Here is a 12,857-nt window from a genome sequence, read left to right as displayed (position 1 = left end):
GAATCCGGGGCATCGACACCATGGACACGATCCGGTCGAATACGCCGGGCAACTCGGTGGTGGCATCCGCGCAGACGACCTCGGGACGGCAGCCGAACAACTCCATGCGTTCGGCGGCCATCTGGGTCAAGTGCGCATCGACGTCCATGGTCGTGACGCGCCTGTCTCCGAGCCGGTGGCAGGCCAGAGCAGCGCTGTAGCCGGAGCCGGTGGCCAGGTCCAGCAGCCGCACGCCGGGGGTGATGCGGCCGTGGCGGAGCATGGTGAGGACCAGGCTCGGATGCGATCTGTGGACTCATGAGGGTCTCCTCGGGGTGCGAACAGGGACGGGCTGAACCGACCCTCCTGACGTTCGCAAGCTCCGAAAGGTGACACCCGTGCCGATCACGGTCGAGGACTACCGTCGAAGTGGTGGCCGGAAAGCGGGGTTTGGCTGAATGGCGGGCCGAATCGGCGGGCCGGGTCGTTGCATTGTGTTCGTACACGTGTACGGGAGCGTCAACCCCCTCCGGATACAGGTCGGTTAATGCTCGCTCACGCGCTGGTTGCAACGGGGTGAGCGCGTCATGATGGGCCCATGACGTTGGCCTCGCGCGCGTTCGCGCAACTGGCGACCTGGCCGGACCTGAGACAGGCCGTGCCGAGCTGCGGTCAGGGACAGGCGGTGGTCTCCGCCAAGGGGGAGATCGTCCATTTCCACTCCGACCGCGATGTCGATCTGCGGCTGACCGACCGGGCCATCCGGCGGTTCGCCAGGGATCTCAAACGCTCCGGAGTGATCAGGATCGTGCCCGGATCGCCGTGGGTGACCCTGCGCCTCGACGCCGCGAGCGACGTCGATCTGCTGCTGACCCTGGTCAGCGTGGCGCTGCAGGCGCAGCAGTTCCCGCCCGACACGGTCGACCGCCCGCTGATGGGTTGCAACGACCAGCGCGGCGCGGGGTTCGTGAAGGCGGACCTCGGCGCCTTCTGGTAGCCGGGCGGCTTCCGCCTCATACGGTGACGACGCGGATCCCGGCCTCCTCGAAGCGGTGGGCCGCCTCCCGGTCCACCGCCGTGTCCGTCACCAGGGTGTCCACCAGGTGCGCGGGGCAGATCCGGGCGAACGCCCGCTTGCCCAGCTTGCTGGAGTCCGCGGCGACCACGACCCGTTCGGCGCGTTCGCACAGCAGCCGGTTGATCGCCGCCTCCGCCTCGTCGTGCGCGGCCGCGCCGTGCACCACGTCGAAGGCGACCACCCCGAGCACCGCCACGTCCAGCCGGATCTGCCCGAGCACCCCGTCCGCGAGCGGCCCGATCAACTCGTACGACTGCGGGCGGGCCACCCCGCCGGTGACCACGATCTTGAACTGGGGCCGCACCGCCAGCTCGTTGGCGATGTTGAGCGCGTTGGTGACCACGGTCAGCGCCGGGGAGCCGGCGGCCAGGTCACCGCGCACGGCGAGGGCGCGGGCTACCTCCGTGGTCGTCGTGCCCCCGGTCAGTCCCACCGCCTCGCCCGGCGCGACGAGATCGGCCACCGCGGCGGCGATGCGCTGCTTCTCGGAGGCCCGGCGTGCCGTCTTGTAGCGCAGGGGGAGTTCGTACGACACCCCGTGCACCACCGCGCCGCCCCGGGTGCGGACCAGCATCTGCTGCTCGGCGAGCTGGTCGAAGTCCCGCCGGATCGTCGCCGCAGACACCGCCAGCTCGGTCGCGGCCTCCTCGACGTCCAGCCGGCCGCGCTCCACGAGCAGTTCCAGCAGCGCCTTCCACCGGGCGTCCCGGGACATCCACGGCCTCCGTTCTCCGATCGTTCCTCGATCGGTGACCCTAGCGCACCCCCGTAGTGCGCCCCCGGTCCCACCAGGATGCTTGATTGTGCTCGAAAGCTCGCTATATCTTGCAGGAACAATCAGCCAGGCCAGGGGAGGGTGTGGGCATGACCCATGTCGAGGACGAGCTGAACAGCCAGCCCGCGTGCTGGACGCGGGCCGCCGGGGAGGCGGGGCGGCACCGGGACGCGCTGCCGGCGGCGGGCGAGCGGGTCGCCGTCGTGGGCTGCGGCACCTCGTACTTCATGGCGCAGGCGGTGGCCGCCCTGCGCGAGGGCGCCGGGCAGGGCGAGACCGACGCCTTCGCCGCCTCGGAGTTCCCCCACGGGCGCTCGTACGACCGGGTGGTCGCCCTCACCCGCTCCGGCACCACCACCGAAGTGCTCGCCCTGCTGGGCCGGTTGAGGGATACGGCGATCCGTACCACGGGCGTCACCGCCGACCCGGCGACGCCCGTGGCGGGCGCCGCCGACGATCTCGTGGTGCTGGACTTCGCCGACGAACGCTCCGTCGTGCAGACCCGCTTCGCCACCACCGCCCTTACCCTGCTGCGCGCGCATCTCGGCCTGCACACGGACTCCGTCGTCGCCGACGGTCGCACCGCGCTCACCATGGAGCTGCCCCAAGGGCTGGTCGACCGTACCCAGTTCACCTTCCTGGGGCGCGGCTGGACGGTCGGGCTCGCGAACGAGGCCGGGCTGAAGATGCGCGAGGCGTCCCTGTCCTGGACCGAGGCGTACCCGGCGATGGAGTACCGGCACGGCCCGATCAGCATCACCACGAAGGGCACCGCCACCTGGATGTTCGGCGAGGCGCCCGAGGGGCTCGCCGAACAGGTCCGGGAGACCGGTGGGACGTGGGTCGCGGGTGTCCTCGATCCGCTCGCCGAACTCGTCCGCGCCCAGCGGCTCGCGGTCGCGGTCGCCGCCGCGCGCGGCCTCGATCCGGACCGGCCGCGCCACCTCACGCGCTCGGTGATCCTCACGGCGGATGCGGCGGATGCGGCCGACGTCGCTGATTCCGCCGGTGCGACCGGGGCCCCCGGGGCTGCCGGAGTCCCCGGCCCCCGCGATCCCCGCGAGGCCGCCGGCTCCGCCGACTCCTGTGGCCCCGCCTGACCCGTTCCCGCCGTACCGCGCCCCGGAAGGACACCCGAAGTGCCTCTCGCGCTCACCGGCGAGCTGGTCGCCCGCGCCGTCGAAGACCGCTCGGCCGTCGCCGCCTTCAACGTCATCACGCTGGAACACATCGAGGCCGTCATCGCCGGCGCCGAGGCGGCCGGTTCCCCGGTCGTCCTGCAAGTCAGCGAGAACGCGGTCAAGTTCCGTTACGGACGGCTGCTGCCGCTCGCCCGCGCGGCCGCCGTCGCCGCCGAACGGGCCGCCGTACCCGTCGCTCTGCACCTGGACCATGTGCAGAGCGACGACCTGCTGCGCCAGGCGCCCGGCGCCGGGTTCAGCTCGGTGATGTACGACGCGGCCCGGCTGGCGTACCCCGACAACCTCGCCGCGACCCGGGCGGCCGCGGACTGGGCGCACTCGCAAGGGCTGTACATCGAGGCCGAACTGGGGGAGGTCGGTGGCAAGGACGGGCAGCCCCCGCTGGACGCGCACGCGCCCGGCGCCCGTACCGACCCCGCGCAGGCGCGGGACTTCGTCGGTGGCACCGGGGTCGACGCCCTGGCCGTCGCCGTCGGCAGTGTGCACGCCATGACCACGCGTACCGCCGCCCTCGACCACGCCCTGCTCAAACGGCTGTCCGCCGCGCTGCCCGTCCCCCTGGTGCTGCACGGCTCCTCCGGCGTGCCGGACGCCGGCCTGGTGGACGCGGTCGCGGGCGGCATCGCCAAGGTCAACGTCGGCACCGCGCTCAACATCGCCATGACCGGCGCGATCCGGGAGTTCCTCGCCACCCGCCCGGAGGCGGTCGACTCCCGCAAGTACCTCAGCGTCGGCCGGGAGGCGATGGCACGGGAGGTGCGGCGCCTCATCGCGGTCGTGACCGGCGCCGCCGGGCCCGCTATGCCTTCCTGACCGCCTTCAGCAGTACGAACTTCGGATCGCTGGCGACCAGTTCGCAGTTGCCGAACACCCGCTTCAGGGTGATGTGGTAGCCCAGGTGCCGGTTGCCGATCACCCACAGCTCACCGCCCGCCCGCAGTGCGCGCCGCGCGCCGGTGAACATCCGCCGCGCGGTCGCGTCCGTCGTCGCCTGGTGCGAGTGGAACGGAGGGTTGTTCAGGACGAGGTCCACGCTGTCCGGCGCCACCCCGGCGAGCCCGTCGCCCACCCGGAACTCGGCGTGTCCCGGCACCCCGTTGGCCTTGTAGGTGGCCTCCGCGGCGGCCACCGCCTGGAACGACTCGTCCACGAACAGCACTTCGGCCGCCGGGTCGGCCAGCGCCACCGCCGTACCGACCACGCCGTTGCCGCAGCCGAGGTCCACCACCCGGGCCGGGCCGGGGCCGGGCAGGTGCTGGAGCAGGAAACGGGTGCCGATGTCCAGCCGGTCCGCGCAGAAGACGCCCGCGTGGTTGACCACCGGGCGGCCGGAGATCGCGCCGACACCGGCCGGGAGGTCGTAGCGGTACGGCCACGGGTTGGCGGGCCGCTCTGTCGCCGGGTCGGGGGTGCAGAAGATCAGCCGGGCCTTCTGCCTGGCCAGCGACGTCCGGGTCGGGCCGAGGATCCGCTCGAAGAGCTGAAGCGTGGAGGTGTGGATCTCCTTCACCATGCCGGTGCCGATCACCACCGTGCCCGGGTGCACGGCGGGCGCCAGCCGCAGCAACTGGTCCTCCAGCAGCGCCAGGCTCTTCGGCACCCGCACCAGCAGCACGTCCACCCGCTCGGGCGGCTCGTCCTGGGTGGTCAGCAGCGGCACCGCGCCCGGTTCGACACCGGCCCGCGCCAGGTTGGCACGGCTCGCCTCCTGGCCGAGGAACGAGTCGGTGATCTGCGTCGGCCGGTGTTCCGCCAGCGCCGTCACCAGCGCGCCCCAGCGGTCCCCGAACACCACCACCTCGCCGGTCAGCGGCACGTTCTCCTCCGCCAGGTGGCGCAGCAGATACGTGTCGGACGCGTCCCAGGCACGCAGCCGGTCGCGGGGGTCCTCGGGGAAGCGGGACAGCTCGGCCTCGCCCCACGGTGTCGTCATACGGTCGCTCATCGCGCTCCAGGCTAGCGGAACCGCAGATCAGAGCCCGTACGGCCGGTGCTCCATGGGGGCTTCTCGGACAAGAGGCGGTCACCGGGAACGACCGCTCGCCGGCTTGCGCCCGTGCCCCGGAACCGGCGGGGCGCCGGTCCGCGCCCCTCAGCCCGGACCGCCGCCCACCAGCGCCTCGCCGAGCGGGGTGCGCCGGTAGAGCACCGACCGTCCGGAGCGCGCGCGGACGAGCAGCCCCGCCGCGCGCAGGACGGCGAGATGATCGCCCACCGCCCCCGGCGCCATGGCGAGGGTGCGGGCGAGATGGCTGGTGCTGGCCGGGGCGTCCAGCGCCACCAGCAGCCGGGCCCGCGCCCGGCCGACGAGCGCGGCCAGCGCGTCCGGACCGGGCGCGGTCTCCTGCTCGCCCCACAGGGCCGCGGTGCCACGGGCGGGGTAGACCAGGGTCCTGGGCCAGGGGTCCTCCAGATGGGCGGCGACGGAGGGCCCGACGCAGACCGAGGGGATCAGCAGGAGCCCGTCCCCGACCAGCCGGACCGTGCCGCCCCGGAGGAAGAAGCCGAGCTCGATACCGTCGGCGCGCCAGGCGATGCCCGGGTGCAGGCTCTCGATGGCCGTGGCCCAGCCGTGCTCGCCGATCACACCCACCCGGTGTACGACGTCGCGCTCGCAGATCGCGCGCAGCTGCGGCCAGTCCGCGGCGAGCAGCTCCCGCCAGGCACGGTCCATCGCCTCGGCGATCCGGGGGACGGCGTCCGCCGAGTCCAGCACCGCGCGTACCCGGGGATCGCGTGCGGCCGGCCGGTTCGCGGCGGCGGCGAGCTCGCGGCGGGCCGCGGCCGGCGGGGTGGCCCGGATCGCGGCGAGGTCGTCCGCCCAGGTCTGGCTGAGGCCGCGCGGGGGCGGGGCGACGAAGTCGGCGCCGGACCGCGCGGTGTGCAGGGCAAGGACGGCGTCCAGCTCGGTCTCGCGGCGCAACCGTTCCCAGGCCGGCCCGAGCCGGGCCGCCCAGGCGCGCGGCAGCGGCCGGTTCCAGCCGGCCAGCGAACGCAGCAGCGCGGAGAGCTCCATCGCCGGCGACAGCGCGAACCGGCTGCGCAGCAGATCATCGACACGGACTTCGAAGCGGAGCACCGCGTCACGCTACCGCGCGGCGCCCGCCCGGATTCGTCCAGGGACGAACCATTGGCGACCGGAAAGGGCGCAGCCGAGGCTGTCCCGCGTGACCACAACCGCCGAGCCCGCGCAGGGCGACCACCGTGCCACCTACCGGGAGGTGCTGGCCGAGCCGCGCTTCCGGCTGCTCTTCACGACCCGCGCCGTCGCGGTCACCGCGGACTCGCTGCGGATCACCACGTTCTCGGTGCTGGTCTTCACCGCCACCGGCTCCGCGCTGTTCAGCGCGCTGGCCTTCGGCATCAGCTTCCTTCCGCAGCTGTTCGGCTCGCTGCTGCTCGGCTCACTGGCCGACCGGCTGCCGCCCCGCGCGCTCATCGCAGGCGGCTACGCGCTGGAGTGCGCCGCCGCCCTGCCGCTCGCCCTGGTACGGATGCCGATCGCGGCGAGCCTCGCCGTCGTGGCCCTGATCGCCCTCGCCACCCCGCTGTTCAGTGGTGCGTCGAGCCGGCTGGTCGCGCAGTGGCTGGAAGGCGACGCCTATGTACTTGGCCGCTCCCTGAACAACATCGCCTCCTCCGGCGCGCAGCTGGCCGGCCTGGCCCTGGGCGGCGCGGCCGTCGCCGTGCTCGGCGCCCACCGGGCGCTCGCGGTGAGCGCCGCGCTCCACCTCGGCTGCGCGCTCGCCGTCCGCCTGCGGCTGCCCCGGCTGGAGCCGGGAGCGTCCGGCGTCACCTCCGGCGCAGCCCGGGGCGGCGCCGTCCGGGACAGCCTGCGCGGCGCCGGTCTGCTGCTGCGCGGGCGTACGGTACGGCGCCTCATGCTGGCCCAGTGGCTGCCGTCCGCGTTCGTGGCGGGTGCGGAGGGACTGATCGTCGCCTACGCGGGCGGACGGCACTTCGCGCCCGGCTGGTACGCGGTGCTGATGGGCTGTCTGCCGGTCGGCATGCTGATCGGCGACCTGCTGGTGGGCCGGCTGCTGCGGCCGTCCACCCGGGAGCGGCTGGTCGTCCCGTTGGTGGTTCTGCTGGGGCTGCCGCTGGCCGGCTTCGCCGCCGGGCCCGGCGCGGGCGTCTCGTGCGGTCTGCTGCTGCTCACCGGCTCCGGCTTCGCCTACGGGCTCGGCCTGCAGCGGCCCTTCCTGGCCGCCCTGCCGCGGGACGGCCAGGGCCAGGCCTTCGGACTGCTCGGCTCCGGCAACATGACGCTCCAGGGCGTCGGCCCGGCCTGCTTCGGCCCGGTGGCCGAGGGCCTCGGAACGGGTGCCGCGATGGCACTCGCCGGCGCCGCGGCGGTGCTGACCGCGGGGTGGATCCTCAGCTGGCGGAGGGCCCCGTGAGGGAGGATGGGGGACGTGGACGCGGAACTGTTCCCCAGGGAGCGCGCGCGGATCGCGCCGGGCGCCGCGCACGTCCCGGACTGGCTGCCGGCCGGGCGGCAGCGTGAACTCCTCGCCGCCTGCCGGGACTGGGCGCGGCCCCCGGCCGGGCTGCGCACCGTGCGCACCCCGGGCGGCGGCACCATGACCGCCCGCCAGGTCTGCCTCGGCCTGCACTGGGGCGTCGTGCGCGCCTGCCCCGCCTGCGGACGGCCCGTACGGGACAACCCCGGTTGCCCCGGCCTGCACCAGTACCCCTACGCGTACACCCCGACGGCCGCCGACGGCGACGGCGCCCCGGTCAAGCCCTTCCCGGGGTGGCTCGACGAGGTGGCCCGGCGCGCGGTGGCCGACGCGCTCGGCGCGGAGGCCGTACCCGGCGCGCCGTACGACATCGCGCTGATCAACTTCTACGACGGCGCCGCCCGCATGGGCATGCACCGCGACAGCGAGGAGCGGGCCGACGCACCGGTGGTCTCGCTGAGCCTCGGCGACAGCTGCGTCTTCCGCTTCGGCAACACGGGGACGCGGACCCGGCCGTACACCGACGTCGAACTGCGCAGCGGCGACCTGTTCGTCTTCGGCGGCCCCGCCCGCGCCGCCTATCACGGGGTGCCTCGCGTCCACCCGGGCACGGCACCGCCCTGGCTCGGGCTGGCCGGGCGGCTGAACCTCACGCTGCGGGTGAGCGGGCTGTGACGGCGGCACGGGCCACGAGCGATGCGGATCATGGGAGACTCGCCCTCATGAGCGGCAAGGCGGAACCCCGGGCGGCGGGGGAGAGGACCACCACGAGGGCGCGGCTGGACCGGGGGCGGGGCGCGCTCGGTCCCGCGCTGGAGCTGGTGCACACCGGGCGGGCGCCGACCCGCGCGGTGCTCACCGCCGAACTCGGCGTCACCCGGGCGACGGCCGGCGCGGTCGCCGCCGAGCTGGAGGCCCTCGGCCTGATCCGGGTGGACGCCCGCCCCGCCGCGGCGGCCGGCTCCCAGGGCCGACCCTCGCACCGGCTCGACGTCGCCGAGGAAGGCCCGGTGGCGCTGGCCGCGCAGGTGCACGCGGACGGGTTCAGGGCCGCGCTGGTCGGTCTCGGCGGCCGGATCGTGGCCACCGCGCCCGGCTGCGAGACCGTGGCCGCGGACCCGGCGAAGGTGCTCGGCTCGGTGGTCGAGGCGGGCGCGGAACTGCTGCGCACCACCGGCCGTCGCTGTGTCGGCGCCGGGCTCGCCGTGCCGTCCGCCGTCGCCCAGCCCGACGGCCTCGCCCTCAACCCCCTGCACCTGGCCTGGCCCGTCGGGGCGCCGGTCCGCCGTCTCTTCGAGGAGCGCGTGCGCGCGGCGGGCATCCCGGGGCCCGCGTTCACCGGCAACGACGTCAACCTCGCGGCGCTCGCCGAACACCGGCACGGCGCGGGCCGGGGCGCCCGCGACCTGCTGTGCGTGGCCACCGGGCACCGGGGCGTCGGCGGAGCACTCGTCCTCGACGGCCGTCTGCACACCGGCAGTTCGGGACTCGCCCTGGAGGTCGGCCACCTCACCGTCAACCCCGAGGGCCGCCCCTGTCACTGCGGCGGCCGGGGCTGCCTGGACGTCGAGGCCGACCCACTGGCGCTGCTCGTGGAGGCGGGCCGTACGCCCGGCCCCGAGGTGTCGCTCCTGAAGCAGGCCGACGACCTGCTGCGCACCCGGTACGACGACCCCGCCGTACGCCGCGCCGCCGAGGCCCTGATCGACCGGCTCGGCCTCGGACTCGCCGGTCTCGTCAACATCCTCAACCCCGACCGGATCATCCTCGGCGGCCTCCACCGCACCCTGCTGGACGCCGACCCGAGCCGGCTGCGCGCCGTGGTCGCCGACCGCAGCCTGTGGGGCCAGAGCGGCGGTGTCCCGATCCTCCCGTGCACCCTCGACCACAACAGCCTGGTCGGCGCCGCCGAACTGGCCTGGCAGCCGGTCCTGGACGACCCGCTGGCCGCACTGCGCTGACCACCCTCGGCAGGGGGAGCCACGCCCGCCGCTCGGCCGCGGCACCGGACCGGCCGGGCGGGGCGGCCCGGCACGTTCCCGTACGCGGTGACGGCGATCCGCTCGTGGCGTGGTGACGTCAGGCCGGCGCCGGTGCCCCGCCTCTCACGCCCAGTCGGCCGAGAAGGCCCTGCCCGGGTGCTCGGTGAGGATCCGGGCGACCAGCTCCGTGCCCAACTCCGCCGCCAGACGGGGGCGCAGGCGCCGCAGCAGGTACGGCATCCCGGGCCCGCCGTCGACCGAGCGCGCCCCGGCGGTGACCGTGTCGCCCCCGAGCAGCAGGCGGTCGCCGAAGCCGGCCTCCGCGAGGGCGCGGACGCCGGCCGGGGTCCGCCAGTCGGTGGCGTGATGGGCGCGCGAGGGGCCGTCGAAGGCGAGCCAGCAGCCGGACGCGGCGGCCTGCCGCTGCGTCACCGGGTCGGGGAAGCGGTTCAGATGGCCGAGGATCACCCGGTCACCGGGCACCCCCAACTCGCCGCAGAGCAGGTCGAGTACGTCGAGGGCGCCGGTGCCCAGCTCCAGGTGGACGGCGATGGGCGCACCGGTCGAGTGCTGCGCCTCGGCGGCCGCGGCCATCGTCCAGCGGGCGTGCGCGTCGAGCGTGTGGAAGCCGCCGGCCACCTTGATCAGCCCGGCCCGCACCCCCGTGGTGCCGATGCCCTCGGTCAGCTCGGTGACGAAGACCTCGGCCAGCCGGCCGCGCAGCCCCGCAAGCAACTCCGGTGACACATGCGGCGCTTGGTGCAGTCCCGTCGCGCACACCAGGTGCACTCCGGTCGCCCGGGACAGGGCCGCGAGGTCGGCCGGGCGGCGGCCCATGCCGTGCGGCGTCCACTGCACGACGGCGGCACCGCCCGCGGCCCGGAACGCCTCCAGTTCGGCCCGCGCGGCGGCGGCGTCGTCCAGTTCCCTGCCCGGCAACCGCTCGCTGCGCAGGAAGAGGTGGTCGTGCGCGTCGCACACTCCCAGCTCCCGCGGGTGGATGTCGCCGAGGACGGTACGGATCACCAGTGCCGCCCGCGCGGGAGCCGGCCGCGGCCGGGGTCGGACAGATGCAGCACCTGGTAGAGCTCGCCCTCGGCCTCGGGGGTGTCGTGTTCCCAGAGGGAGAAGTGGACCAGCTCCCAGCGGTGCGGGTCCGCGGCCGTCGCGGCCAGCACGGCACCGTCCTCGGCGGCCAACCGCTCGGCCGCGCCTGCCGCTTCCGCCATCAGGGATGTCAAGTCGGCGCCTTCCGGGACCGGCTGTGTATGCCGTACGGCGAAGGCGGCACGGGTGCCGGTGCCCTCCGCGTAGCCGAGCCCCGTCCACCCGCGCACGGCCGGACGCCCGAAGTCATCGGCCAGGCGCTGGAACGCGCCGCCCCACAGGAAGCGGTTCATGCTCTCCACCGTGTGCCACAGGTAGAACGGCGCGTACCGGTTGACCGGCGAGCCGTGGACACCGCGTTCCCGCAGCAGGTACGCCTTGAGGCCGAGCCCCTCCCATTCGTCCAGCAGATGCCCGACGCGGTCGACACGGGCACGGATGATGTCGGTGTCGTAGTCCGCGGGGAGCGTCACCTCGTACTGCATGGCATGCATGAAGTGCTCCCTATCCTCAGGCGGTTCGGGGCGCGAGGAGGGCGAGCAGACCGTCGACGGCCGTGTCGAAGGCGGCCGGGGAGCCGGCGGCGCGGGCGAGCACGTAGCCGCCCTGAACGGTCGCGAGGATCGTCGCGCCGATCCGCCCGGCGTCCAGTTCCGGTGCGAACTGCCCCTGCCGCTGGCCCTCTTCGACGATCCCGGCGAGCAGCTCCCCGATCCGGGCGAGGGTCTCGTCGACCGGCGCGCGCAGCTCGTCGCTGGCGATCACGTCCGGGTCCATGGTCAGCCGCCCGATCGGGCACCCCCGCAGTACCTCGCGCTCGCGGCGCAGATACGCCTCGATGCGCTCGTACGGCGTGCCGGGGCCCTCCAGCGAGCGCTCGGCCGCCGCCCGCAACTGCTCGGCGGTCCGCCGGATCGCCGCCAGGGCGAGGTCCGGCTTGCCCTTGAAGTGGTGGTACATGCTGCCCTGACCCGCGCCGGCGCGCTCCAGGATCGCCTTGGGGCTGGTGCCGACGTAGCCGCGCTCCCAGAGCAGGTCGCGGGTCGACTCGATGAGTCGTTCGGAGGTGCTCATGAGATCAGTGTACATACTGGTAGATACAGAGATGCTCGTCCTATGAGCGCTCGTCCTGTGAACACGGAAGACATGGGTGAACGCGGCACGCGCGAGTGTACGGCGGGCGGTTGTTCGCCGCTCGCCGTACATCGCGCGCCTGGTCCGGGTCTGGTTCAGCCCGCCGCGACCGAGTGGGCCGCGGCCAGTTGCTGTCCGCCGGCGGCTGTCGTGGCCGCCGCCGGGACCGGAGCGCGTGGCGGGGCCGAGGAGGGTGCGGCGCTGACGGCGCCCGCCGTGACCGGGGCGGCTGCCGGCCGGTGTTCCGGGGTGCGGTACGGCACGCGGGCCGGAAGGCCGGGCGTCGCGGGCAGGGTGAACCAGACGACCTTGCCGTTGTCGCCGTCCGGCCGCGCGCCCCAGCTCTCGCTGACCGCGGCGACCATGGCGAGGCCCCGCCCGCAGGTGGCGAGCGGTGTGCCGCCCTCCGCGTCCATGCCGGCGTCGTCGGCCGGCACCGGCAATCGCGGATCGTGGTCGCGTACCGACACGGTGAGCCGGTCCGGTCGCAGCTCCAGCTCGACGGTGCACGACTTGTCGGGCCTGGCGTGCCGGTGGACGTTGCTGAGCAACTCCGTCACGCCGAGCGCGGCTCGGTCTATCAACGGGTCCAGATGCCAGTAGCGCAATTGCGCAGATACGATTCTGCGGACCTGGCCGATCCGCGACGGCAGGGCTTGGAGCTCCACCGTGCAGTGCCTGCTTGGGTGACTGATCACGGCTGCGACTCCCCGGTGTGAGGTCCGGAACGGAACCGGAAGAACACGGAGAACAACGGATCCAGCAGGCCCCCCGGAAAAGCGGCCGCCTGCTGTCGATGGCCGGCGGGCTGGTTCGCAGCGTTATCGCCGGTAAACCCAGAGTGACGTGAGACCAGCGTGGCGCAGGGGGCGTAGTGACGCAACTCGCCGCGTCCGGATGGACACGGGCGGTGGGTCCTGGTGGCTGACGGGTGCCTGGTGAGTACGGGGCGGAGCGGTCGGGGGAGGCCGGGGGGGGCGGGAGCCGGTGTCCGGAGCCACGCCGACGACCGAACACCGCGTGCCGGCCGAGGGGTTGGCGCCTGGCGGCACCGCGCGCACGGCGTGCCGCCCCGCCGTCGTGCGCCGTCCGGACAAGGCCTGCCGCTCGGACGTAACTTGCCGCTCGGACAGGGAC

Annotated in this window: 13 protein-coding genes and 1 pseudogene; 6 read left to right on the top strand and 8 right to left on the bottom strand. The window is 74.3% G+C overall.

Annotation, left to right across the window (positions count from 1 at the left end; all coding sequences use genetic code 11):
- Positions 1 to 4: 4 nt before the first annotated feature.
- Positions 5 to 262, bottom strand: a pseudogene (locus tag VT52_RS39780) (methyltransferase domain-containing protein); the annotation flags it as partial.
- A gap of 315 nt (positions 263 to 577) precedes the next feature.
- On the opposite strand from VT52_RS39780, the gene VT52_RS29900 reads away from it, so the two are divergent.
- Complete coding sequence (locus tag VT52_RS29900; protein ID WP_046425362.1) at positions 578 to 976, top strand: luciferase domain-containing protein; 399 nt, start codon at positions 578 to 580, stop codon at positions 974 to 976.
- Between the two features lie 16 nt (positions 977 to 992).
- On the opposite strand, the gene VT52_RS29895 is transcribed toward VT52_RS29900, so the two are convergent.
- Positions 993 to 1,772 carry a DeoR/GlpR family DNA-binding transcription regulator gene (locus VT52_RS29895; protein WP_046425360.1) on the bottom strand — a complete coding sequence of 260 codons (780 nt, stop codon included), beginning with the start codon at positions 1,770 to 1,772 and terminating at the stop codon, positions 993 to 995.
- Between the two features lie 149 nt (positions 1,773 to 1,921).
- On the opposite strand from VT52_RS29895, the gene VT52_RS29890 reads away from it, so the two are divergent.
- Together VT52_RS29890 and VT52_RS29885 are read left to right on the top strand one after the other, a co-directional pair.
- Complete coding sequence (locus tag VT52_RS29890) at positions 1,922 to 2,932, top strand: SIS domain-containing protein (RefSeq protein WP_107481487.1); 1,011 nt, start codon at positions 1,922 to 1,924, stop codon at positions 2,930 to 2,932.
- Positions 2,933 to 2,971: 39 nt separating this feature from the next.
- Complete coding sequence (locus VT52_RS29885) at positions 2,972 to 3,847, top strand: class II fructose-bisphosphate aldolase (RefSeq protein ID WP_046425357.1); 876 nt, start codon at positions 2,972 to 2,974, stop codon at positions 3,845 to 3,847.
- Here VT52_RS29885 and VT52_RS29880 read toward each other — a convergent pair.
- Entirely contained in the window at positions 3,834 to 4,967 is a 1,134-nt protein-coding gene (locus tag VT52_RS29880; protein WP_046425355.1) for a methyltransferase, read from the bottom strand. The two genes, VT52_RS29885 and VT52_RS29880, sit on opposite strands and share 14 nt — an antisense overlap.
- Positions 4,968 to 5,126: 159 nt before the next feature.
- Positions 5,127 to 6,113: an ArsR/SmtB family transcription factor gene (locus VT52_RS29875; protein ID WP_046425352.1), complete on the bottom strand. Its 987-nt coding sequence runs from the start codon at positions 6,111 to 6,113 to the stop codon at positions 5,127 to 5,129.
- A gap of 88 nt (positions 6,114 to 6,201) precedes the next feature.
- Between VT52_RS29875 and VT52_RS29870 the strand changes: the two genes are divergently transcribed.
- From VT52_RS29870 to VT52_RS29860, 3 genes are read left to right on the top strand one after another with little or no spacing between them, the layout of a single operon-like run.
- Complete coding sequence (locus tag VT52_RS29870) at positions 6,202 to 7,434, top strand: MFS transporter (RefSeq protein ID WP_046425350.1); 1,233 nt, start codon at positions 6,202 to 6,204, stop codon at positions 7,432 to 7,434.
- 15 nt (positions 7,435 to 7,449) lie between these two features.
- Complete coding sequence (locus tag VT52_RS29865) at positions 7,450 to 8,172, top strand: alpha-ketoglutarate-dependent dioxygenase AlkB family protein (RefSeq protein ID WP_046425495.1); 723 nt, start codon at positions 7,450 to 7,452, stop codon at positions 8,170 to 8,172.
- Positions 8,173 to 8,219: 47 nt separating this feature from the next.
- Entirely contained in the window at positions 8,220 to 9,458 is a 1,239-nt protein-coding gene (locus VT52_RS29860) for an ROK family protein (protein WP_046425347.1), read from the top strand.
- Between the two features lie 144 nt (positions 9,459 to 9,602).
- Here the strand turns inward: VT52_RS29860 and VT52_RS29855 are convergent, their stop codons facing one another.
- From VT52_RS29855 to VT52_RS36225, 4 genes are all read right to left on the bottom strand, one after another.
- A complete protein-coding gene (locus VT52_RS29855; RefSeq protein ID WP_046425492.1) occupies positions 9,603 to 10,508 on the bottom strand; it encodes a phosphotriesterase family protein in 906 nt (301 codons plus the stop codon).
- Positions 10,502 to 11,080: a DUF4865 family protein gene (locus VT52_RS29850; protein ID WP_046425345.1), complete on the bottom strand. Its 579-nt coding sequence runs from the start codon at positions 11,078 to 11,080 to the stop codon at positions 10,502 to 10,504. Before VT52_RS29850 ends, VT52_RS29855 begins: the two co-directional genes overlap by 7 nt.
- A gap of 16 nt (positions 11,081 to 11,096) precedes the next feature.
- Positions 11,097 to 11,660, bottom strand: a complete 564-nt coding sequence (locus VT52_RS29845) for a TetR/AcrR family transcriptional regulator (RefSeq protein ID WP_240509929.1) — start codon at positions 11,658 to 11,660, stop codon at positions 11,097 to 11,099.
- A 155-nt stretch (positions 11,661 to 11,815) separates the two neighbouring features.
- Positions 11,816 to 12,418, bottom strand: coding sequence for an ATP-binding protein (locus VT52_RS36225; protein ID WP_206306643.1), 603 nt, complete (start codon positions 12,416 to 12,418; stop codon positions 11,816 to 11,818).
- Positions 12,419 to 12,857: the final 439 nt, after the last annotated feature.

Origin of the sequence: Streptomyces malaysiense (assembly GCF_000980885.2) — a bacterium.
GTDB classification, from domain to species: Bacteria; Actinomycetota; Actinomycetes; order Streptomycetales; family Streptomycetaceae; genus Streptomyces; species Streptomyces malaysiense.
Note: the sequence above shows the minus strand (reverse complement) of the source record. Positions and strands in the feature narration are given on the sequence as shown.